Annotated in this window: 20 protein-coding genes and 1 tRNA gene; 14 read left to right on the top strand and 7 right to left on the bottom strand. The window is 71.9% G+C overall.

Going from position 1 to position 21,120, the window contains the following annotated elements; translation table 11 throughout:
• The first annotated feature begins 28 nt into the window (after nucleotides 1-28).
• The 3 genes from ACZ6B8_RS18820 to ACZ6B8_RS18810 are packed head-to-tail and all read left to right on the top strand — an operon-like array spanning nucleotide 29 to nucleotide 4,550.
• Nucleotides 29-1,495 carry an aldehyde dehydrogenase family protein gene (locus tag ACZ6B8_RS18820; RefSeq protein ID WP_471607902.1) on the top strand — a complete coding sequence of 489 codons (1,467 nt, stop codon included), beginning with the start codon at nucleotides 29-31 and terminating at the stop codon, nucleotides 1,493-1,495.
• Nucleotides 1,496-1,524: 29 nt separating this feature from the next.
• A complete protein-coding gene (locus ACZ6B8_RS18815) occupies nucleotides 1,525-3,093 on the top strand; it encodes a GMC family oxidoreductase (protein WP_471607901.1) in 1,569 nt (522 codons plus the stop codon).
• Nucleotides 3,090-4,550, top strand: coding sequence for an APC family permease (locus ACZ6B8_RS18810; protein WP_471090666.1), 1,461 nt, complete (start codon nucleotides 3,090-3,092; stop codon nucleotides 4,548-4,550). Before ACZ6B8_RS18815 ends, ACZ6B8_RS18810 begins: the two co-directional genes overlap by 4 nt.
• 382 nt (nucleotides 4,551-4,932) lie before the next feature.
• Here the strand turns inward: ACZ6B8_RS18810 and ACZ6B8_RS18805 are convergent, their stop codons facing one another.
• Together ACZ6B8_RS18805 and ACZ6B8_RS18800 are read right to left on the bottom strand one after the other, a co-directional pair.
• The gene (locus ACZ6B8_RS18805) at nucleotides 4,933-5,481 is read right to left on the bottom strand and encodes a hypothetical protein (RefSeq protein ID WP_471607900.1); all 549 of its coding nucleotides are present in this window, start codon (nucleotides 5,479-5,481) and stop codon (nucleotides 4,933-4,935) included.
• 262 nt (nucleotides 5,482-5,743) lie between these two features.
• A complete protein-coding gene (locus ACZ6B8_RS18800) occupies nucleotides 5,744-6,886 on the bottom strand; it encodes a PQQ-dependent sugar dehydrogenase (protein ID WP_471607899.1) in 1,143 nt (380 codons plus the stop codon).
• Between the two features lie 398 nt (nucleotides 6,887-7,284).
• Between ACZ6B8_RS18800 and ACZ6B8_RS18795 the strand changes: the two genes are divergently transcribed.
• From ACZ6B8_RS18795 to ACZ6B8_RS18785, 3 genes are all read left to right on the top strand, one after another.
• A complete protein-coding gene (locus ACZ6B8_RS18795; protein WP_471607898.1) occupies nucleotides 7,285-8,406 on the top strand; it encodes a serine hydrolase domain-containing protein in 1,122 nt (373 codons plus the stop codon).
• A 218-nt stretch (nucleotides 8,407-8,624) separates the two neighbouring features.
• A complete protein-coding gene (locus tag ACZ6B8_RS18790) occupies nucleotides 8,625-9,692 on the top strand; it encodes a PI-PLC domain-containing protein (RefSeq protein ID WP_471607897.1) in 1,068 nt (355 codons plus the stop codon).
• An 87-nt stretch (nucleotides 9,693-9,779) separates the two neighbouring features.
• Nucleotides 9,780-9,853, top strand: a tRNA-Met gene (locus ACZ6B8_RS18785).
• A 59-nt stretch (nucleotides 9,854-9,912) separates the two neighbouring features.
• Here ACZ6B8_RS18785 and ACZ6B8_RS18780 read toward each other — a convergent pair.
• Entirely contained in the window at nucleotides 9,913-10,353 is a 441-nt protein-coding gene (locus ACZ6B8_RS18780) for a DUF2000 family protein (RefSeq protein ID WP_471607896.1), read from the bottom strand.
• A gap of 50 nt (nucleotides 10,354-10,403) precedes the next feature.
• Here ACZ6B8_RS18780 and ACZ6B8_RS18775 point away from each other — a divergent pair, with 50 nt between their 5' ends.
• Complete coding sequence (locus ACZ6B8_RS18775) at nucleotides 10,404-11,267, top strand: helix-turn-helix transcriptional regulator (RefSeq protein WP_471607895.1); 864 nt, start codon at nucleotides 10,404-10,406, stop codon at nucleotides 11,265-11,267.
• Nucleotides 11,268-11,550: 283 nt separating this feature from the next.
• A complete protein-coding gene (locus ACZ6B8_RS18770) occupies nucleotides 11,551-12,015 on the top strand; it encodes an SPW repeat protein (RefSeq protein ID WP_471090720.1) in 465 nt (154 codons plus the stop codon).
• Between the two features lie 93 nt (nucleotides 12,016-12,108).
• Here ACZ6B8_RS18770 and ACZ6B8_RS18765 read toward each other — a convergent pair whose 3' ends face one another.
• On the bottom strand, nucleotides 12,109-12,555 hold the full coding sequence (locus ACZ6B8_RS18765) for a hydrolase (RefSeq protein WP_471607894.1): 447 nt from the start codon (nucleotides 12,553-12,555) through the stop codon (nucleotides 12,109-12,111).
• A gap of 144 nt (nucleotides 12,556-12,699) precedes the next feature.
• Between ACZ6B8_RS18765 and ACZ6B8_RS18760 the strand changes: the two genes are divergently transcribed.
• Entirely contained in the window at nucleotides 12,700-13,743 is a 1,044-nt protein-coding gene (locus ACZ6B8_RS18760; RefSeq protein WP_471607893.1) for an endonuclease/exonuclease/phosphatase family protein, read from the top strand.
• Here the strand turns inward: ACZ6B8_RS18760 and ACZ6B8_RS18755 are convergent.
• Nucleotides 13,714-14,568 carry a cytochrome c oxidase assembly protein gene (locus ACZ6B8_RS18755; protein WP_471607933.1) on the bottom strand — a complete coding sequence of 285 codons (855 nt, stop codon included), beginning with the start codon at nucleotides 14,566-14,568 and terminating at the stop codon, nucleotides 13,714-13,716. The two genes, ACZ6B8_RS18760 and ACZ6B8_RS18755, sit on opposite strands and share 30 nt — an antisense overlap.
• Before the next feature lie 5 nt (nucleotides 14,569-14,573).
• Complete coding sequence (locus ACZ6B8_RS18750) at nucleotides 14,574-15,131, bottom strand: DUF2243 domain-containing protein (protein WP_471607892.1); 558 nt, start codon at nucleotides 15,129-15,131, stop codon at nucleotides 14,574-14,576.
• A 248-nt stretch (nucleotides 15,132-15,379) separates the two neighbouring features.
• Here ACZ6B8_RS18750 and ACZ6B8_RS18745 point away from each other — a divergent pair, with 248 nt between their 5' ends.
• From ACZ6B8_RS18745 to ACZ6B8_RS18725, 5 genes are all read left to right on the top strand, one after another.
• Nucleotides 15,380-16,720 (top strand): APC family permease, encoded by a 1,341-nt coding sequence (locus ACZ6B8_RS18745; RefSeq protein WP_471607891.1) that lies wholly within the window; start codon nucleotides 15,380-15,382, stop codon nucleotides 16,718-16,720.
• A gap of 102 nt (nucleotides 16,721-16,822) precedes the next feature.
• Nucleotides 16,823-17,746, top strand: coding sequence for a helix-turn-helix domain-containing protein (locus ACZ6B8_RS18740; RefSeq protein WP_471607890.1), 924 nt, complete (start codon nucleotides 16,823-16,825; stop codon nucleotides 17,744-17,746).
• 125 nt (nucleotides 17,747-17,871) lie between these two features.
• Nucleotides 17,872-18,336 carry an SRPBCC family protein gene (locus tag ACZ6B8_RS18735; protein ID WP_471607889.1) on the top strand — a complete coding sequence of 155 codons (465 nt, stop codon included), beginning with the start codon at nucleotides 17,872-17,874 and terminating at the stop codon, nucleotides 18,334-18,336.
• Between the two features lie 79 nt (nucleotides 18,337-18,415).
• Nucleotides 18,416-18,868 (top strand): SRPBCC family protein, encoded by a 453-nt coding sequence (locus tag ACZ6B8_RS18730; RefSeq protein ID WP_471607888.1) that lies wholly within the window; start codon nucleotides 18,416-18,418, stop codon nucleotides 18,866-18,868.
• A gap of 151 nt (nucleotides 18,869-19,019) precedes the next feature.
• Nucleotides 19,020-19,724 carry a GNAT family N-acetyltransferase gene (locus tag ACZ6B8_RS18725; RefSeq protein WP_471090696.1) on the top strand — a complete coding sequence of 235 codons (705 nt, stop codon included), beginning with the start codon at nucleotides 19,020-19,022 and terminating at the stop codon, nucleotides 19,722-19,724.
• Between the two features lie 22 nt (nucleotides 19,725-19,746).
• Here ACZ6B8_RS18725 and ACZ6B8_RS18720 read toward each other — a convergent pair whose 3' ends face one another.
• Nucleotides 19,747-21,087 carry a phosphatase PAP2 family protein gene (locus tag ACZ6B8_RS18720; RefSeq protein WP_471607932.1) on the bottom strand — a complete coding sequence of 447 codons (1,341 nt, stop codon included), beginning with the start codon at nucleotides 21,085-21,087 and terminating at the stop codon, nucleotides 19,747-19,749.
• Between the last annotated feature and the right edge of the window lie 33 nt (nucleotides 21,088-21,120).

Here is a 21,120-nt window from a genome sequence, read left to right as displayed (position 1 = left end):
GACAGGTACCAGAGCGAGGGAGCCCACGATGCCGGAACTGTTCGTCGACGGGGAGTGGACCGGAGCCGTCCAGGGGGCGCGGCGGGATGTGGTCAACCCGTACGACGCGTCCGTCATCCAGCAGGTCGACGACGCCGACGAAACGGACGTCGATCTCGCCGTCCAGGCCGCCCGGCGCGCCTTCGACCGCGGCGACTGGTCGGGGGCGCCCACCCGGGAGCGGGCCGACGTGCTGCTCAGAGTGGCCCGGTTCCTGCTGCGCGACCAGGAGGAGATCGCCCACGTCGAGTCCCTCGACACCGGCAAGACGCTCGCCGAGGCGCGGATCGACGTCGAGGACGTATCGAACGCCTTCCGCTACTTCGGGGAGATCGCCGACAAGGACGGCGGCCGCGTCGTGGACGTCGGCCCCGACGTGCTCAGCCGGGTCACCTACCACCCCATCGGGGTCTGCGCGCTCATCGCGCCGTGGAACTACCCGCTGCTGCAGGCCTCCTGGAAGGTCGCCCCGGCCCTGGCCGCGGGCAACACCTTCGTGCTCAAGCCCAGCGAGACGACGCCGCTCTCCACGATCCACATGATGCGGCTCATCGCCGAGGCGGGCGCCCCGGCGGGCTCCGCCAACCTCGTGCTGGGCCCGGGCGCCACCGTCGGCGCGGCCATGTCCGCCCACCCGGAGGTGGACCTGGTCTCCTTCACCGGCGGACTTGCCACCGGCCGCCGGATCATGGAGGCCTGCGCGCCGGGCGTGAAGAACATGGCGCTGGAACTCGGCGGCAAGAACCCCAACGTCGTCTTCGCCGACTGCGACTTCGAGACCGCCGTCGACCACGCGCTGGAAGCGTCCTTCCTCCACTCCGGCCAGGTCTGCTCGGCCGGCTCCCGGCTCATCGTCGAGGACTCCCTGCACGACCGGTTCGTGGAGCGCCTCGCCGAACGCGCGAGCGCCATCCGCCTCGGCAACGGCCTCGACCCGCAGACCGAGAGCGGCCCGCTCAGCTCCGCGGAGCACCGCGAGAAGGTCGAGAGCTATCTGGAGATCGCCAGGAACGACGGTGCCCGGCTCGTCTGCGGCGGCCGCCGCCCCGACGGCCCCGAGCTGTCCCGCGGCTTCTTCCTGCTGCCCACCATCTACGCCGACTGCGACCGCTCCATGCGCATCGTCCAGGAGGAGGTCTTCGGCCCGGTGGTGACGGTGGAACGTTTCCGTACCGAGGAGGAAGCCGTCGAACTGGCCAACGACACGCGCTACGGCCTGGCCGGCGGCCTCTGGACGAACGACGCGAGCCGCGCCCAGCGGGTCGCGGCCGCACTGCGGCACGGCACCGTCTGGATCAACGACTTCCACCCCTACGTGCCGCAGGCCGAGTGGGGCGGCTTCGGCCGCTCCGGCTTCGGCCGGGAGCTCGGGCCCACCGGTCTGCGCGAGTACCAGGAGGCCAAGCACATCTACCAGAACCTGAGGCCGGCTCCCGGCGGCTGGTTCCAGGGCTGAGCGGGCAGGGCGAGAGAGAGGGCGACGGCATGCACGACGAGACGACGACCTACGACTACGTGATCATCGGCGGCGGTACGGCGGGCTCCGTACTGGCGGCCCGGCTGAGCGAGGACCCCGGCTGCCGGGTCTGCGTGGTGGAGGGCGGGCCCAGCGACGTCGGCGACGACCGCGTCCTGCGCCTGCGCAACTGGATCAACCTGCTCGGCGGCGAGTTCGACTACGGCTACACCACCGAGGAGCAGCCGCGCGGCAACTCCCACATCCTGCACTCCCGGGCGCGTGTGCTCGGCGGCTGCTCCTCGCACAACACCCTCATCAGCTTCCTGCCGTTCCCGCAGGACCTCGAGGAGTGGGTGCGGATGGGCTGCGACGGGTGGGGCCCGGAAACGATCCTGCCGTACCGGACGAGACTGCAGAACAACATCGTCCCGGTCGGCGCGGCCGACCGGAACGCGATCGCCCAGGACTTCGTCACGGCGGCCACCTCCCGGCTCGGCGTCCCGGTCGTCGAGGACTTCAACGCCCGCCCCTTCACCGACGGCGCCGGGTTCTTCTCCCTCGCCTACGACCCGGAGACCAACAAACGCTCCTCCGCGTCGGTCGCGTACCTCCACCCGATCATGGACCGCCCCAACCTGACGCTCCGTCTGGAGACCTGGGCGTACCGGCTGTTGCGCGACGAGGAGGGCCGCTTCACCCGGGTGAAGGTCCGCAATCCCGACGGCTCGGAGTCGACGCTGGAGGCCGAGGCGGAGGTGCTGCTCTGCGCCGGTGCCATCGACACGCCCCGGCTGCTCATGCTCTCCGGGATCGGCCCCGCCGACCATCTGCGGGACGTGGGCATCGAGGTCAACGCGAACCTGCCGGGAGTGGGCGAGAACCTCCTCGACCACCCCGAGTCGGTGATCGTGTGGGAGACCCGCGGCCCGCTGCCGCCCAACTCCGCCATGGACTCCGACGCCGGGCTCTTCCTGCGCCGCGACGCGGACGGCGGACCACGCCCCGACCTGATGTTCCACTTCTACCAAGTGCCGTTCACCGTCAACACCGAACGGCTCGGCTACCCCGTCCCCGAGCACGGCGTCTGCATGACACCGAACGTGCCGCGCGCCCGTTCCATCGGCCGGATGTGGCTGCGCAGCGCGGACCCGAGCGTCAAACCCGCCCTGGACTTCCGCTACTTCACCGACCCGGAGGGCCACGACGAGCGCACCATCGTCGACGGCCTGAAGATCGCCCGCGAGGTGGCCGCCACCGCCCCGTTCAGCGACTGGCTGCTGCGCGAGGTGGCGCCGGGCCCCGACGTCCAGTCCGACGCGGACCTCTCGGAGTACGGGCGCCGCGCCGCGCACACCGTGTACCACCCGGCGGGAACCTGCCGGATGGGCGCCGAGGACGACCCGATGGCGGTCGTCGACCCGCAGCTGCGGCTGCGCGGGCACGACGGGCTGCGCATCGTCGACGCGTCGATCTTCCCGACCATGCCGACCATCAACCCGATGGTCACCGTGCTGCTCGCGGCCGAGCGCGCGGCCGATCTCATCAGCGCCCGGCCGGCTCCCGAGCCCCTGGCCGCGGAAGGGGGGAACCAATGACCGTTCCCGGTACACCGGACGGCACCGCGGACGCCGCGCCCGGCGAGGAGAAGTCGGAGTTCCGCAAGGAGATGGGCCCCTGGGCGAACTTCGCCCTCGGGTTCACCTACCTCTCGCCGGTGGTGAGCACGTACACCCTCTTCGGCACGGCGCTCGCCGACGGCGGACCGCCGATGATCTGGGCCTTCGTGATGGCGGGCTGCGGGCAGTTCCTCGTCGCCCTGGTCTTCGGCGAGGTCGTCGCGCAGTACCCGGTCGCGGGCGGCGTCTATCCGTGGGCACGCCGGCTGTGGGGCGTGCGCTGGGCGTGGATGACCGGCTGGGTCTACATGTGGGCACTGCTCGTCACGATCACCAGCGTCGCGTACGGCGCGGGGCCCTACATCGCGATCCTGCTCGGCTTCCGGCCCACCGTGCACACCACGGTGCTCTGCACGGTCGCCCTGATCGTCATCGGTGTCCTCATCAACTACGCCGGTACGAAGGCCCTTTCGTGGGCGGCGCTGATCGGCTTCAGCGCGGAGCTGCTCGGCGCGCTCGTCGTCGGCGTCATCCTGCTCACCACCCACCGCTTCCACGGCCTCGGCGTCCTCTTCGACGACTACGGCGCGGCCGGCGACAGCTCCTACCTGCCCGTCTTCCTCGGCGCGGCGATCATCGGCTTCTACCAGTACTACGGCTTCGAGGCGTGCGGCGACGTCGCCGAAGAGGTCAAGCATCCCGGCACGGTGATCCCCAAGGCGATGCGCCGCACCATCTACGTCGGCGGGATCGCGGCGACGTTCACCTGTCTGACGCTGCTCCTCTCCGTCGTCGACTACCGGGCGGTGATCTCGGGCAAGGACACCGACCCGGTGGTCAACGTCCTCTTCGACGCCCTCGGCGAGGCGGGCGCGCGCACCGTGATGGCCGTCGTCCTCATCTCCTTCCTGTCCTGCACGATCAGCCTGCAGGCCGCCGCGGGCCGGCTGATCTACTCCTACGCCCGCGACGAGATGATCGTCGGACACCGCCTGCTGCGGAAGTTCTCCGAGGCGCGCGCGGTCCCGCCGTACGCGCTGCTGCTCGCCGCGGTCCTCCCCGCACTGATCGCCTTCGGCTCGCTGATCTCCGCGGACGCCCTGACGAAGATCGTGTCCTTCGCGATCCTCGGCATCTACGCGGCGTTCCAGATGGTCGTGCTGGCCGCGCTGCGGGCCCGCCTCAAGGGCTGGAAGCCGAGCGGCGAGTACCGGCTGGGCCGGTGGGGCATGGCGGTCAACATCGGGGCGCTCGCGTACGGCATCTTCGCCATCGTCAACATCGCCTGGCCGCGCACCCCCGAGGCCCCCTGGTACGACAACTGGATCGTGCTCCTGAGCGGCGGCGTCGTGATCGGCGCGGGCCTGGTGTACATGTTCACCACCCACCACTACGGCCGCAGCGACGCACCTTCGGGGAACGCGGTGCCGGACTAGAGCTCCGTCGCACGGGCCCGACACCGTCGATGGCGGCACCGATCTCCGGTGACAGGATCCGCTCGCGTCATGGCACCGCTGCGCGGTGGTGGGCCGTCCGCAGAGCTCATCGACGCGGTCGGCGACCTCGACCAGGAAGCCGTCGGCGGTCAGCGACTCGCCGCCCCGCGACGCCCACCCACCTCGACGACGGCTCGGGCAGGGCAGCGGCCTCGGGGTCGGTCGGGGCGAGGCGGCCCGTCGCCAGACATGACACCAGGCCCCGTCGATCCGCTCCCCGCCCACCGTCCGATACGCCGGTCCCCGCCACGCCATGGGGGGGCGACACCATCCGTCGATGTCCGAACAACTGATCGCCGGGGCCTGCCGTTCGCGTCGAGGGTTACTCCGCGGGCGCGAGGTCGGTGATCTTCTGCGTCCTGAGGTCCGACTGGACCTTGATCTTGCTGACCTCGGCGCTCGGCCCGTCGCTCCAGGTGAGCGTCACCAGGGAAGTGGCGTGGCCGGCGCCGGAACCGGTGTAGGTGACTTTCCACTTCACCGGCACGTTCTGCGCGAACAGAATTCCGTCGGCGTGCTCCCTCTCCTCGAACGCGGCGACCTTCTTCTGCGCGGCGGCGCTCAGGTAGAAAGCGCGCAATGCCTTGGACTGGCCGCCCGCCGCAGGGTCCTCGTTCGCCCATACGGAGTCGATGTAGGCGCCGTAGAAGTTGGCGACGCGGTCGGTCGTGCTGCGCGGGTCACCCGTCTTGGCGGCGGGCGCGGCGGCCGCGCTGTGGGTGGCCTTCGCCGGCTGGGACGACGTCCCGGCCAGTGCGGGCGTGACGACGGCGACCGAGAGGGCGGCCGCGGCGGCGGTGGCGGCGAACAGGACGGTGCGCTTGCGGGAGGTGCGAGCGGTGCGCGTGGTGCGAGAAACGCGAGCGTACATGTGAATGGAACCTTCCCCGTTTATCTCGGTCCCGCACAAAGGGTGCGGTCGATGGTGCCGATGACGCCGGTAAAGACAGCGTCGGCGCCGATTCGGTTCCCGAATTCCGCGAATTCCCTGCGGGGAAATCCGAACGGAGGGAAAGGCGTAAAGGTTGTACGGAGAAAAGGAAAATGAAGGCAAAGCGTTGCGGGGGCTCCAAGGGGCGGTACGGGTCACCCGTGCACGCGGGTGACCCGCAGACGACGGCTCCGCGGAGCCGTTACGCCGCCGCGGGATCCACGCGGTAGACGCTGCCTCCGATGTCGAGCACGTACAGCTCACGGTGGCCGCCCTGCACGAACGAGACGACCTCGCCGCCGTTGACCCCGAGATCGCTCACGCCGGTCACCTTGCCGTCCTTCAACCGCAGTGCGCGGAGGGTGCCGTCGCAGTAGTCGCTGTAGACGTACTGACCCCGGAGCGCCGGGATGGTCTTGCCCCGGTAGACGAATCCGCCGGTCACCGAGCAGCCCAGCCCGGTGCGGTCGTACTCGTGGACCGGCGGCACGTGGTTCGCGGGCTCGGTGCCGTCGCGGAACGGATGCGTGCCCTCCATCTGGGACCAGCCGTAGTTCTCGCCGCCCCGGCTGCGCGCCGGGGCCCAGTCGATCTCCTCCCAGGCGCTCTGGCCGACGTCGCCGATGAGCAGGTCGCCCGTGCCCGCGTCGAAGGAGAACCGCCACGGGTTGCGCAGCCCGTACGCCCAGATCTCGGGCCTGGCCTTCGGGTCGTCCACGAACGGGTTGTCCGGCGGGATCGCGTACGGCTTGCCGCCGCTTGGGTCGATGCGCAGCAGCTTGCCGAGCAGGGTGCCGAGGTTCTGTCCGTTGCCGTGCGGGTCACCGCCCGAACCGCCGTCGCCGAGCGCGATGTAGAGGTAGCCGTCGGGGCCGAACTTGACGTCGCCGCCGTTGTGGTTGGAGTACGGCTGCGTCTGGGTGAGGACGGTGCGCCGGGTGGCCGGCTGGATCGTGCCCTTCCGTACGGCGAACTCGTCCACGGTGCTGGTGCCTTCGAGGTTCGTGAACGAGATGTAGAAGTGCGCGAAGTTCTTGTCGAACGCGACACCGAGCAGCCCGCGTTCGCCGTCGGTGGTGGTCTCGGCGGAGATGTCGAGGACGGGCTCACCGAGCCCCTGCTTGTCCAGGACCCGTACGGTGCCCGCGCGTTCGGCGATCCAGACCGTGCCGCCGGGTCCTGCGGTGCCGGCGGACGGGTTCTTGGCTATGGCCACCTTGGTGAGCGCGACCTTCGCGGGCCGGCGGTGGGCCGCGGGTTCATCGGCGGACGCCGTGGTCAGGGCGAGAGAGGCGACGAGGCAGAGGGTGCCGACGATCGCCGAGCTTCTGGTGCGAACTTTCACCGTGATCCTCCTGGAGGCGGCGAACGGGGGGAGTTCACCCGGCTGCTGGGGGAAGTGCGGGGTGGTGTCGCCTGCGCCGGCGTGCAACCCGGGTGGGGGGAGGTGGGGATGGTGTGCTGTCGGCGCAGGACGAGAATACTGGGGGAGGGGTGGCTGGTATAGACCAAGAGCCGGTGCATCTACCGCAGTTCGGCGCTGTCGCTGTCGCTGTGGGCGTGGGCCTGGGCGTGGGTGTGCGGGGTGCGGGCGCCGGGAGGTCACCCCGGCGTGTCACACCCGCCCCGTACACTGCCCCCGTCAAATGATCATGCTTCACCGCATTGGGGGAGGGGAAACGCATGTCCATTCGTGCGACGCGTACAACTCGGGGGAGCCGCGGGCTTCTCAGGAGCCTCGCCGTGGCGCTCGGCGCCGCGGTGGCCCTGACGAGCGCGACCGGTACCGGCGCCGCGGCCGAGGCGCCCGGCGGCAACGGCGCCACCCAGCGGGCGCTCGACGCGATCGAGCGGTCCGGGATACCGGGAGTGGCCGCCGAGGCGACCGGCCCGGGCGGCAGATGGTTCGGATCGGCCGGCTACGCCGACACCGCGACCCAGCGCAAGCGCACCGCCGCGGACCACCTCCGCGCGGGCAGCAACACCAAGTCCCTTGTCTCCGTGGTGCTTCTGCAGCTGGAGGGCGAAGGGAAGCTCCGCCTGGACGACTCCGTCGAGCGCTGGCTGCCGGGCGTGCTGCAGGGCAACGGCTACGACGGAACCAAGGTGACGGTACGTCAACTGCTGAACCACACCAGCGGTGTTCACGACATGGTGTCCACACCGGAGTGGCGCAAGCACATGAACGGCCCGGGCTTCCTGGCCCACCGCTACGACGCCTGGACGCCGCAGCAGATCGTGGACCTGGCGCTCACGTACAAGCCCGACTTCGAGCCCGGCACGAGCTGGAACTACTCCAACACCAACTTCGTGCTCGCGGGAATGATCATCGAGCGGGTCACGGGCCACACCTACGCGCAGGAGGCCGAGCGGCGCATCATCAAGCGCCTCAAACTGCGCGAGACCACCTTCCCCGGCACCGACCCGAAGATGCCCGCCCCGTCCGCGGTCGGCTACTCCAAGCTGTACGCGGAGCAGCCGGGACCGGAGGTCCACGACGCCACGGAGTACAACCCGGCGTGGTCCGGCGCGACGGGCGAGGTCATCAGCACCACGGGTGACCTGAACCGCTACTACAGCGCCCTGCTGCGCGGAGAGCTCCTGCGCCCCGCGCAGCAGCGGGAGTTGCTGGACACGGTCAAGACGGGGACCTTCTTCGACTACGGGGCGGGCCTGATCGTCCGCACCCTCTCGTGCGGGGTGAAGGTCTACGGCCACGACGGCATCGTCTGGGGCTCGCTCACCAGCACGGCCACGACGGCCGACGGCAAGCACAGCCTGACGTTCCACCTCAACGGCGACTGGCTGGAGGACGGCACTCTCTACGAGAACGTCTTCGAGGCGGAGTTCTGCGGCAAGGGCTGACAGTGGCGCCGCACAGCGGCTGCGGTCCGGCGGATCCGTAGGGTCCCGTAGAGCCCCCCTCACGGAACCTCATGGTGCGTTTCACCTGCGACGGGATGGGCAGGTGGGGCAACTGGGGCCGGGTGCGCGAGCAAGCGCCCGGCCCGCTCCCTTCCGTGGCGCCGCTTCCCGGCGACGCGCCCCGGAGGGAGCGCACAGGAACGGATGGGGAGACAACCGTGATACCTCGAGCCCGCACCAGCTCGACCGCTCGAGCCGCGAAGCTGGGCGTCGCCTGCGGCGCCCTGGCGATGATGGGCCTGGCCGCCGCCCCGGCCGGCGCCGCACCGGCCGACACCAGGACCGCACCCGCTGACACCAAGGCACCCGCTGACGCCGACGCCCCCGCGGACAGCACCGCACCCGCGGACGCGGCCGGGTCGAAGACGAAGCGCCCGGTCTGGGCCATCGCCCACCGCGTCCTGACCGTCGAGGGCGTGGACAAGGCGCTCGACCACGGGGCCAACGCGATGGAGATCGACGCCACCGCCTGGAAGAAGGGCTGGTGGGCCGATCACGACGGACTCCCCACCAGCGCCGGCGACACCATGGCCGACATGTTCGACCGGATCGCGCAGCAGCGCAGGGCCGGCAAGAACGTCGGGTTCGTCTGGCTGGACATCAAGAACCCCGACCACTGCGACAGCGATGACGCCGCCACGCGCCACTGCTCTCTCGCCGCCCTGCGCGACCTGGCCCGCACCAAGCTGGAGAGCGCCGGAGTACGCGTCCTGTACGGGTTCTACGGCACCGCCGGCGGGTCCGGATGGAAGGACGTCAGCGGGGACCTCAACCACCTCGAAGGCGTGGACATCAGCGGCGACGCGGCAGACGTCGAGAGCCAGTTCGGCGAGCACGGCGCAGCCGTCGCCCACAACCAACGGGTCATGGACAAGGGTCTGTTCAACCTCGGGCTGCCGACCGTCCTGAACAAGGTGACCGACCAGCTGCGCCTCGGCGCGGCCGCACGGGACCGGGGCGACATCGCCCGCGTCTTCGGCTGGACGACCGCCGCGGGCGACGACGAGGCGACCCGCCGCCTCCTGTCGGCCGACGGCGGCGACGCCGACGGGCTGATCTACGGCCACCGGGCGTCCTGCTACCCCGACGGCGTCTCCGGCACCCGCGGCTGCGGCAAGGACGAGTCGTCCGCGCGGCAGGCCCTCGCACACATCCAGGCGTTCGTCAGGGACCACGCCGACACCCGCCGCATGGCCACCACCGACGACGTCCCCTTCGGGAGCTGAACACCCGGCTCCCGCGGACGGCCGGGCGGCTCCCCGCGCACGTGCTCCCCGGTACCCCTCGCGATGGCGTACTGTTGGGTTCACCGACGCGGGGTGGAGCAGCTCGGTAGCTCGCTGGGCTCATAACCCAGAGGTCGCAGGTTCAAATCCTGTCCCCGCTACTGCGACAGCAGGGCCCGGATCCCCCGAGGATCCGGGCCCTGCTGCATGTGCGGCCTGTTCAGGGGTGCATACGGGACCCCTTCATCACCTTGTCGACCGCGTTGCGAGGCCCGTACACGGCGACCCCGACCAGATCGAGCTCACCGGCCGGCACGGCCCGCACCGCCGCGCGGTTGTCGGTGTCGTTCCCGGTGGCGAAGAGGTCGGAGGTGAAGACCGCCCGGGGAAGGTCGCGGCCCAGCGCGCGGCCGTGCGCCGCCGTCACCGACTCCTTCGTGCCCTCGAAGACCATGACCGGCTGGCGGAACATCGGCAGGTACGGGGTGTCGTCGGCGTCGGCGTACGGCTCGCCCACCACCTCGGGGACCTGCGTGCCGAGGCCGCTGACGAGGAACGCGGTGACGTTCAGCCGCTGCCAGGTCTCCAGGTCCTCGTGCAGCACCACTGCGATCTTGGTGTCGAAACGTACGGGCGTGCTCTGCGTGGTGTCGGTCGTCATGCGCACCAGGCTGCCGATCGCACCGCCCACGCGTCTTGTACGTTCTTTGCATGCCGTCCCCGCAGGAGGTCTCCGCGTGGCGCCCGCAGGTCCCGGGCGTCGTGGAGGTCTTCCACGCGCACTTCACCGAGCACGCGTACCCGATGCACGTCCACGACGTGTGGACGCTACTGATCGTCGACGACGGTGCGGTCCGCTACGACCTGGACCGGCGTGAACGCGGCACCCCGCGGGACACCGTCTCGCTGCTGCCGCCGCAGGTGCCGCACAACGGCTCCCCGGCCACCGCGCACGGCTTCCGCAAGCGGGTCCTGTACCTGGACGCGCCCCTGCTCGACGAGAGCCTCATCGGCCCGGCCGTGGACGCCCCCGACATCGCCGACCCCCTGCTGCGCCGCCGCATCGGGCAGCTGCACACGGCCCTCGCCCGGCGCGGCGACGAGCTGGAGGCGGAGAGCCGGCTGGCCCTGGTCGGCGAACGGCTCCGCGGCCACCTGCGGCCCCGGCTCGCCGTGGCGGACCCGCGGCCCGGTGGCGGCGTGGCGCACCGCCTGCGGGAGCTGCTCGACGAGCGGCTGCTGAGCGGCGTCACCCTGGGCGAGGCGGCGGAGCAGGTCCACGCGCACCCCACCCATCTCGTGCGGGCGTTCAGCGCCGCCTTCGGTATCGCCCCGCACCAGTACCTGATGGCCCGCAGGGTCGAACGCGCCCGCCGGCTGCTCCTCGACGGCCGGCCGGCCACGGAGGTGGCGACCGCGGTCGGCTTCTACGACCAGGCACATCTGAGCCGGCACTTCAAACGGGTGGTGGGGATCCCGCCCGGCCGCTACGCCGGTGGACGCGGTAGCAGCCGTGCCGCCATGCGCCCCGACGGACCCACGGGCCGCGCGGCCGCCGTACGACAAGACGGGTGATGCGCAGTATTCTCGGTTTAGGGCGGAGCCGACGCCGCAGCGGGCTCCGCCGAGCAACTCCATCTCAAGACCCGTCGCTTCGAAGAGACGACGTGAGCCCCTCCGGCCGAGCGGGACGGACACCGTCCGACTCGGCCCGGCCCCTCCGGCAGCCGTTTCCGGCGCTGCCACCGCCCCGAGTCCTGTGTTCGGCCGCGTGACGTCGTCGCCGCGGCCCTGTCCGCATCCCATGAACCACCTACTGGAGGTGGACGCAGTGACAACGTCTCCCCTGTCCCCGTCCATGGAAACGCACCCGGACATCGCCGACATCCGTGCCCGTCACGAGAGTGCCGAGCGTGCGGCGAGCTCGCCGAAGGTGCAGGCCATCGACACGCTGGCCTTCCTCACGGGGCTCTACCTGGCCGCGTCGCCCTGGATCGTGGGCTTCGAGGGCCTGTCGCGGCTCACGGTCACCAACCTCATCGTCGGCATCGCGTACGCCCTGCTGATGAGCGGTGGCTTCGGCCGTGCCTACGACCGCACGCACAGCATGGCGTGGGCCGCCTGTGCGCTGGGCGTCTGGACGATCGTCGCGCCCTGGGCCGTGGCGGGTGACGTCAGCACCACGAGGACCGTGGTCAGCAACGTCATCGCCGGTGGCGTCGCGCTGCTGCTCGCCCTGGCCGCCAGCGCGGCGGCCCGGCAGGGCGAGCCCGGCGCGAGCCGCGGCAGCAAGCGGGGCATGTACCGCGCGGGTCCCGGCTGACCGGCCGGAGCGGAACGGGCCCTCGGCGCTGCGGCGCCGAGGGCCCGTCTGCGCCGCGGCGCCGCGTCCGCATGGACGTCAGCTCAGGAGCCGTCAGGCCCTCGGCCACCGGACGCCGGGCCGCGCGGTCACCCGCTTCGCGCCCAGCAGGACGCGGTACCGCGTACGGCCCGCGAAGTCGGACAGGCTCCACACGGCCGGACGGCCGACCTCCGCGCAGAGATGAAGGACCGCGTCTTCGGCCGCCCACACGCCGACGTGCGCGCCGTAGGCGTCATGGGAGCCGTTGAAGAGCAGGAGGTCGAGGGCCTCCGGCACCGGAACGCGGACGGTGGCCTCCGTGTCCTCCCACAACTCGCTGGACCGCAGGGGCGGCGGGGCCCATCCGAAGTGGCCGAGCACCGCGTAGGCGAACAGCTGGCAGTTCGCGCCCGCCGCCAGTCTGGGCCGCTCCGTCACGGCGGCGGCACCCGGATGGCGTGCCCCGGCGTACGGGACGGTCCAGAAGGCGGACGGGAGGCGGGCCAGAAACGGTTCCATGGGCTCCATCGTGGCCCCCGTGATTCGAGGTGCCGCGCGCAACCGCAGGTCAACCGTGATCGTCCTCCTCCCCGAGGAGCCGGAGTGATCATCGACGTCGTCCGTGACCGCCGTCCGCGCTCCTGACGGAGAGGATGGCCAGGGATGACGGACACCGCGGTGGACGACGGCCGCGCGGGCGGGGAGCGGGCGGGTGACCGCCGTCGGGGCAGTCGGTGGCGCCGGTGGGGGAGGGGTGGCTGTGCCGTCCTGCTCGGGGCGCTGTGCGTCCTGCCCGTCGTACGGCTGACCGGGCTCGACGCGGGCACACCGCTCGCCGTGCCGGTGGTCCTCTTCCCCTACGCGGGAGGGGTCAGCCTGCTCGTCCTCGTCACCGTCGTGGCGGTTCCGCCGCTGCGCTCGGTCCGGCGGGTCGCCGTCGCCGGCTTGCTCGCGGCGGTCCATCTGGCGCTGCTGGCACCGCGGTTCGTCCCGGACGACCGTCCGCCGATACCGGCGCACGCCCCCGAGCTGCGCGTGGCCACCCTCAACACCCACGTCGGCGCGGCGGACGCGCGGGCGGTGGTCCGGCTGGTGCGGGAGGAGCGGGTCGACCTCCTGGCCGTACAGGAACTGCCCGCCGCGGGCATCGCCGCGCTCGCCGACGCCGGCCTGGCCAAGGCGCTGCCGTACCGGGAACTGCACCCGGAGAACGACTCCTCGCTCTACTCACGGCTCCCGCTGACCCACGGCGGCGAGCTGAAGGCCGACACGGCCTGGCCCCAGACCACCGCGCGGGTCACCGTCGGCGGGCGCACGGTGCGCCTGGTGGCCGTGCACACCTACTACCCCCTCGGTGACGCCGGGCGCTGGAACAGGGATATGACCGCCCTCACCTCCGCCGCCCGCGCGAGCGGTCCCGACACGGTGTTCCTGGGCGACTTCAACGCCACCGTCGACCACGCGCCCCTGCGCGCTCTGCTCGACGGGGGCCACCTCACCGACATCCACGCCGAACTGGGCCGCGGCTGGGCCCGCACCTGGCCCGCCGGCGGGACCCCGCTGCCGCCACTGGTCCAGCTCGACCACGTCGTGCACGGCTCCGGCCTGGTCGGCGTCTCGGTCGGCGAGCGGACCGTGCCGGGAACGGATCACCGGGCGGTCATCGCCACGCTCGCCCTACTGCCGGCCCAGGAGCGCACCGGCTGAGCCGCCGTCGGCCGGGGCGACGGTGCGGCCGGTCGCGCGGCGCACCCGCTCGGGCCGCCAGGTGGCGACCAGGGCGGCGGCCAGCAGGAGTTCGGCGATGTCACCGCCGTAGTACATGATCTCCGCCCCGCCCTGCACCTGGTCGATGGGCGCGTGGACGTGGACCCAGAAGCCGCCGTACATCAGCTGGGAGATCACCGCGTGCCCGGCGATCGCGGCACCGAGGCAGACGAGCCGCACACGCGCGCCGGGCCGGGTCGGCGCGGGGTCGGGGCCCGCGATGACGTGGGCGAAGAGGCAGCCCGCCAGCAGGAAGTGCGCGTGCAGCAGCCAGTGGCCCGCAGGCCGGGTCATGGTCGCGTCGTAGAGCGGCGTGAAGTAGAGCACGGCGAGACTGCCCGTGGACAGCGTCAGCGCGACGGCGGGATGCGTGAGGAAACGGGCCGGTGGACTGTGCAGTACGGCGGTCAGCCGCCGCCCCCGCGCCGCGGGCAGTACGCGCAGCAGTAGGGTCACCGGCGCGGAAAGGACGAGCGCCAACGGCGCGTACATGCCGATGAGCATGTGCTGCACCATGTGGCCGCGGAAGTCCTCGTGCGCGAAGGGCGCCACGGGCGGCAGCAGCGCCACGCCCAGCAGCAGGATCCCGGTCAGGAACCACCCCGTGCGCCACGGGCTCCAGCCCAGCGCGGGGTTGCGCCGGCGGGCCCGGTGCGCGAGGAGCAGATAGCCGACGGCGCCCGCCGAGAGGACCAGCGCGGGCAGCGCCACCGGCAGCACGCCGCCGCCGGTGGCGTGGTCGTGGCCGTGCAGGGGGTGGTCCACCGGGCTCACCGGCCTTCCCGGTGGCCGGTGGGCGCGTCGGCGTCCAAGGGGGTGCCGCCGCGCTGGAGCAGGTGCCCGCCGGCCACCAGCAGGGCGCCGAGGACGAGGAAGCCGATGTCCCACCAGACCTGGCCGTCACCGGCGTAGACGTGGTGGATCCCCAGGATGTGGTGGTCGAGGATGCCCTCGACCAGATTGAACAGCCCCCAGCCGACGAGCATCCAGCCCCACAGCACCCGCGAGCCCCAGACCCGCAGCCGGTCGTGGGTGACCCGCGAGTACAGCGTCGCGAGGCCGAACAGCACCGCGAGCCAGCACACCGTGTGGAAGACGCCGTCCCACAAGGTGTTCATCTGCAGCCCGGAGACCGTGTGGGGGTTGTAGTACTTCACACCGATGTGGTCCTGGTTGGTGCTGCTCAGCATGTGGTGCCAGCGCAGCAGCTGATGCAGCAGGATGCCGTCCACGAAGCCGCCCATGCCCACCCCGAGCACGATGCCCGGAAGTTGGAGGCTCCTCGGTGATGAGGTGTGGGCTCGGGCCTCACCCGTGGTCGTGGCCATCGCTCGTCTCCACTTCTGCACCTGAAGTGCGCCGGGAACACGTTTGACGAGCAGGTTCCCTGCCCGCGCCGATCCGCACCCGGCGAGCGCTGCCATCCGGACCCGCGGGAGCGCCGACCACCTCACATCGGCCATCCGCCCGCCGCGTCGGACTGCCGGGCGGACCTCGGCCGGACAGCGGACCCCGGCCCCCCGGCATCCAGGGGAACCGCCGCCTGCCGCGCCCCGGACGGGGTACATGGCCCCCCGTGAACGCTCCCCACCCGGCCCCCACGGCCCAGGACGCCCAGCCGTCCCTCAAGAAGGCCCTCACCACACCGCTGCTCTACTTCTTCATCCTCGGCGACGTCCTCGGCGCCGGCGTGTACGTCCTGGTGGGCCAGGTCGCCGCCGACGCGGGCGGCGCCGTGTGGGTGCCGCTGCTCGTGGCGCTGTGCCTGGCCCTGCTGACCGCCGCCTCGTACGCGGAACTCGTCACCAAGTACCCGAGGGCGGGCGGCGCGTCGCACTACACCACCCTGGCGTTCGGCCCCTTCGCCGGATTCCTCGCGGGGTTCTGCATGCTCGCCTCCGGCATCGTCTCCGTCGGCGCCCTGGCCCGCGGTTTCGGCGGCGACTACCTCACCGAGTTCGTCACGCTGCCCGTCGTGCTGGTCGCGATCCTGTTCCTGGCCGCGCTGGCGCTCCTGAACGCACGGGGCATCAGCGAGTCGACCCGCGCCAACGTCGTCGCCACCGTGATCGAGGTCGGTGGGCTGCTGCTCGTCATCGGGCTCGGCGCCTGGATCGTGCTGCGGGGCGACGGGGACCTGGGGCGGCTGACGAAGCTGGGCACCGCGGACAAGGGGCCCGCGGCGGCCGTCCTGAGCGGAGCGGTCCTCGCCTACTACTCGTTCGTCGGCTTCGAGACCTCGGTCAACGTGGCGGAGGAGACCCGCGATCCGCGCCGCTCCTACCCCCGGGCGCTGTTCGGGGCGCTGGTCACGGCGGGCGTCGTGTACGCCCTGGTCGGCATCACGGCCGCCGCGGCGGTGCCGACGCGAACTCTGACCGAATCCAGCGGGCCGCTCCTGGAGGTGGTCCGCGCGGCCGGAGGTGTCCCGACGGAGCTGTTCAGCGCGATCGCTCTGGTGGCGGTGGCCAACGGCGCCCTGCTCACCGGCATCATGGCCTCGCGGCTCGCCTACGGCATGGCGCGGGACGGTCTGCTGCCGCGCTTTTTGACCCTGGTCCTGCCGGGCCGGCGCACACCGTGGGCCGCCATCGCCGTGACCGCCCTCCTCTCCCTCCTGCTGGCGCTGACCGGCGACGTGGCCACGCTCGCCTCGACGCTCGTCCTGCTCCTGCTGGTGGTCTTCCTCCTGGTCAACGTGTCGGTCCTGGTGCTGCGCAAGGACCCGGGGGAGCGGGAGCACTTCCGGGTGCCCACCGCCTTGCCGGTGCTCGGTGCCGCCTCGTGCGTCCTGCTCGCCACACAGGTCGAACGCGACGTCTGGGTGCGCGGACTGATCGTCCTGGGCGTGGGGGTGGTGCTGGGCGCGGTCGCTGCGTACCGCAGGCGCCGTGCCGACGGTGTACGCGGGGCCTGACGGTGCGGAACCTCGCCGCGCACAACAGAACCGGGCCGCACGGAGCGGAGCCGGGCCGCCGGAACGGGGCGTAGCGGGACGGCGGTCGGTAGCCTCGGCGCCATGGTGTTCGACTCCACCCGTTTCGATCTCCGGCCCTACGCCGGCTTCGACATGGCTCGCTACGTGCGGCGCACGCACTGCAGTTGGGAAGCCTTCGGCTGGCGGTCCCTGCTGGTCCAACGGTTCGAACACGTCCCCGTGGCCGACGACATGGAACTCCCCGGCGCGGCCGACCTGCACCTGGTGCTGCCCGTCGGCGGGCGGGCCGAGATGGAGACGCGCGGCGACGGCCGGACGGTGCGCTCCGCCTGGACCCCGGGACGGGTGCAGATGGGGATCCCGGACCGGCCCGTCCTGCGCCGCTACCGCGGGGACGGGGCCATGCGGAGCGTGCAGGTCCATGTTCCGCGCGACACGGTCGAGTCGGTCGCGGCGCGGCTGGGCGGTGGCCCGGTGGACTTCGAGGCGATGGCCGCGTCCCTGGCCGCAGGGGACCCGCTGATCGAGGAGACCGTCCGCGCGCTCGGCACACCGGGCGGCGACGACGGCGGTGAGCTCTACGCCGAGTCCGCGGCCGCCTTCCTGACCACGCACCTGCTGACCCGCCATGCGCGCGGGCGGAAACGACGAACGGACCCGCGCCCCGCGGCACGGGAGGACGCACGCGTCCGCGCGGCCGTCGCGATGATGCACGACCGCCTGGCCGACCCGGTCACCCTGGCCGAGCTCGCGGGGGAGGCGCACATGAGCGTCTACCACTTCGTGCGGGTGTTCAGGGCGGCGACCGGAGCGACCCCGTACAGGTACCTCACCCGGCTGCGCGTCGAGGAGGCGCAACGGCTGCTGCGCGGCACCGGCCTGCCGATCGCCCGGATCGCGCCGCGGTGCGGCTTCGCCGGCCCGGGGGCCCTGTCGGCCGCCTTCCTCCGACAGACCGGAGTGCGCCCCTCCGTGTACCGCGATTCCTGGCCCAGCAATTCCTGACCGAGGCACCGCAATTCCACGCATGGGATCGGTGCCGGTCCGTCCCTAGGGTTGCCCCATGATCAATCCCTGACCGGCCCGGCCCCGCCCGGTTCGGTCAGCCGGACATCGTGAGGAGTCCCGGAATGCAGTCGTACGACGTCACGGCCGACTCGACGGCCCCGCCCGCGGCCGTGTGGTCACTGCTGCTCGACCCGCTGAGCTGGCCCGAGTGGTCGCGCATCGACGCGCTGGAGGCGGCGGAATCCCGCGACCTGTCACCCGACGGACGCGACGGAGTCGGTGCGACCCGGGCCTTCCGCACCGGAAAGGTCGTGACCAAGGAGCGGATCACCGGCCTCGAACCCGTCCACCGGTTCCACTACGAGGGCGTGCAGATCGCGCAGATGTCGCGGTACCGGGCCACCATCGAACTGCACGAGCTGCCCGGCGGCGGAACCAGGATCCACTGGCACGGCACCTACGTGGGCCGCCGGGGGACGCGGCGGCTCTTCCAGTGGTACCTCCGCCGGTTCATGGGGGCCATGGCGGTCGGGCTCGCCGAGTACGCCGGCCGCCCGCGCGAGATCGATGGGGCGGTACGGGAGTGAAGCCCGGGGGTCCAGGGCACCCGCGTGAAGGAGAGTGGTGATCCACCACTTCACCGGTTCACGAGGAAGGGTGTCATCCGTGTCGCAGGTCGAAGAGTCCATCGAAGTCAACGTGCCGGTGCGTACGGCATACGACCAATGGACCCAGTTCGAGACGTTCCCCGAGTTCATGGACGGTGTGCAGCGGATCGAGCAGCGCACCGACACGCTCACCCACTGGGTGACGAAGATCGACGGTGTGGAGCGGGAGTTCGACGCCGAGGTCACCGAGCAGATCCCCGACGAGCGGGTCGCCTGGACCACGGTGGACGGACAGGCCAAGCAGGCCGGCGTCGTCACCTTCCACCGCCTGGACGACGAGCGCACCAAGGTCATGCTGCAGCTCCACTACGACCCCGAGGGCCTGACCGAGAAGGCCGGCGACAAGCTCGGCTTCGTCAAGCGGCAGGTCACCGGGGACCTGGGACGGTTCAAGGAGTTCATCGAGCGGCGTGACGGTGTGGCGACCGGCGCCTGGCGCGGCCAGGTCTGATCCCTCGCACGTCCCGCACCCCACAGCGTGAAGGCCCGGACCACGAGGTCCGGGCCTTCACGCTGTGGCGGGCGGGAGGCGGGTTGGCGGCCGTGGTCGCGGGCGGCCCCCGCCGTCCCGGCGAGGACCCCTGGATGCGAGGATCCGGCGGGTGAACAGTGATCTCACCGTGCTCGACAACCCCGTGGCCGAGTCGTTGCTCGGAGCGCACACGCATCTGGCCCGGCGGACCGGGCAGGCGGCGACGTACCTGCCGGGCGTCGCGACCTTCTGCGCCCTGCCGACCGAGCCGGGGCCGGCGGACTGGGCGGACCTGGCGCGGCTGCTCGGCCACGGCGGATTCGCCGACATGTTCAGCAGCGCGGCGGCGCCGCCCGCGGACTGGGAGCCCGTCTTCGAACTCGAAGGGCGCCAGATGCTGTGGCGCGGCGGTCGCCCGTCCGGGGAGCCGCGCCCGGCCGTGGACGGCGTCTCGCTGGTGGAGCTCGGCCCGGACAACGTGCCCGAGATGCTCGACCTCGTGGAGCGGGCCGAACCGGGCCCGTTCGGAGCCCGCACCCGCGAGCTCGGCACCTACCTCGGGATCCGCGCGCGGGGGACGCTGGTGGCGATGGCGGGCGAGCGGCTCCGGCCGCCGGGCTGGACCGAGATCAGCGCCGTGTGCACGGCCCCCGAGGCGCGCGGCCAAGGCCATGCCGCCCGGCTGGTGAGCGAGCTGGTCGCGCGGATCCTCGCCGGAGGCGAGCAGCCCTTCCTGCACGTGGCCGAGGCGAACACCCGGGCCATCGCCCTCTACGAACGCCTCGGCTTCAAGACCCGTGCCGCGGTGACCTTCCGCGGTTTCCGCACCCCGTGAAGCGCCGCTGACGCCGTGCGCCTCAGACCAGCGCGGGCTGGGGCTCCGGCTGCTTCGGCGGTGCGGCCTTCGGTTCCCACTGCCTGGTGGTGCGTACGTAGCCGTAGATCACCGAGACCATCGCCAGGACGAGGAGCGGACCCGCGAGCCACGCGTGCTCGGCCATCTCCACCGGCAGATAGCGGTACGACACCAGGAGCGCGGCGAAGACGGTCGTGCCGTAGGCGACGAACCGGGTGGCCGACCGGTCCCAGCCGCGGTCGAGGGCGCGCAGGGCTCCCTCGATGGTGAGCGCGAACACCACGCCGGCCAGCAGGTCCACGCCGTAGTGGTAGCCGAAGCCGAGCGTCGCGCCGAGCGTGCAGACCAGCCAGAACGTCCCCGCGTAGCGCAGCAGGCGGGGCCCCTTGCGGGAGTGGATGAAGATCGCGGTGGCCCACGCCGTGTGCAGGCTGGGCACGCAGTTGCGCGGAGTGATCCCGTCGTACGGCACCGGGTGCGGGATGCCGAGCGCCGGGGGCGTGTGCGGCCACAGATCGGCCACCGCCCACTCCACGCCGCCGGTCCCCGAGGTGCCGGGGCCGTACGCGAAGATCGGCCCGACCACCGGGAAGATCATGTAGATGCCCGGCCCGATGAGGCCGATCACCAGGAACGTGCGCACCAGGTGGTGGCTCGGGAAGCGGCGCTCGGTCGCCACGTTGCGCAGCTGGTAGAGCGCGACGACGATCGCGGCCACCGCGAGCTGGGCGTAGACCAGGTCGAGGACGTGGGTGCCGACCGGCTCGGTGGCCTTGAGGAGCCGGCCGGCCAGCCACGACGGGTTGCCGAGCGCGTGGTCGGCGGTCGCCACGTAGGGGTCGAGCACGTTCGGGTGGGCCTTCGCGGTGATGAGCAGCCAGGTGTCACCGGTCTTGCGCCCGGTCACCAGCAGCAGGCCGAGTCCGACGCCCTTCAGGAGCAGGACGCGCTCTGGGCCGCTGCGGCGGGTGAGGGCGATGACCGCGCAGCCCAGGATCACCCACAGCGCGCCGTTGCCGAAGAGGCGATCGGAGGGGGTGTGCAGGCCCGCCGCCCAGCGCACCAGCGCGAACATCAGGTCGATCCCGACGGCGGCGCCCACCGCGATGAACCGCTCCCGCCAGGTGAGGACCACCATCGTCAGCGCCATGCCGCCGTAGAGCGGCCCCGGCTTGGGCGGGAGGATGACCTCGCGTGCCTGCTCGGTGATCGGGCCCGGGCTGCCGTAGTGCCGCGCGGCGATCTCCAGCGCGACGAGGAACCCGAGGGCCACGACACCGGCCGCGGTCCAAAGGGCGACCCGTGGTCTGCGGTCCGGGGAGAGGTGCGCTGCCTGGCTTATTCGGGAGGAAAACACGGACCGATCATGCCATCG

This window comes from Streptomyces sp. NPDC041122 (genome assembly GCF_055592445.1).
The sequence above is the reverse complement of the archived record's forward strand: the minus strand, read 5'-3'. Positions and strand labels throughout refer to the sequence as shown.

Excerpts from the sequence above, each read along its gene's own strand:
- ACZ6B8_RS18820 (WP_471607902.1), top strand. The coding sequence starts at position 29 with ATGCCGGAACTGTTCGTCGACGGGGAGTGGACCGGAGCCGTCCAGGGG.
- ACZ6B8_RS18815 (WP_471607901.1), top strand. The coding sequence starts at position 1,525 with ATGCACGACGAGACGACGACCTACGACTACGTGATCATCGGCGGCGGT.
- ACZ6B8_RS18810 (WP_471090666.1), top strand. The coding sequence starts at position 3,090 with ATGACCGTTCCCGGTACACCGGACGGCACCGCGGACGCCGCGCCCGGC.
- ACZ6B8_RS18805 (WP_471607900.1), bottom strand. The coding sequence starts at position 5,481 with ATGTACGCTCGCGTTTCTCGCACCACGCGCACCGCTCGCACCTCCCGC.
- ACZ6B8_RS18780 (WP_471607896.1), bottom strand. The coding sequence starts at position 10,353 with ATGACGACCGACACCACGCAGAGCACGCCCGTACGTTTCGACACCAAG.
- ACZ6B8_RS18775 (WP_471607895.1), top strand. The coding sequence starts at position 10,404 with ATGCCGTCCCCGCAGGAGGTCTCCGCGTGGCGCCCGCAGGTCCCGGGC.
- ACZ6B8_RS18770 (WP_471090720.1), top strand. The coding sequence starts at position 11,551 with ATGGAAACGCACCCGGACATCGCCGACATCCGTGCCCGTCACGAGAGT.
- ACZ6B8_RS18765 (WP_471607894.1), bottom strand. The coding sequence starts at position 12,555 with ATGGAACCGTTTCTGGCCCGCCTCCCGTCCGCCTTCTGGACCGTCCCG.
- ACZ6B8_RS18760 (WP_471607893.1), top strand. The coding sequence starts at position 12,700 with ATGACGGACACCGCGGTGGACGACGGCCGCGCGGGCGGGGAGCGGGCG.
- ACZ6B8_RS18750 (WP_471607892.1), bottom strand. The coding sequence starts at position 15,131 with ATGGCCACGACCACGGGTGAGGCCCGAGCCCACACCTCATCACCGAGG.
- ACZ6B8_RS18740 (WP_471607890.1), top strand. The coding sequence starts at position 16,823 with ATGGTGTTCGACTCCACCCGTTTCGATCTCCGGCCCTACGCCGGCTTC.
- ACZ6B8_RS18735 (WP_471607889.1), top strand. The coding sequence starts at position 17,872 with ATGCAGTCGTACGACGTCACGGCCGACTCGACGGCCCCGCCCGCGGCC.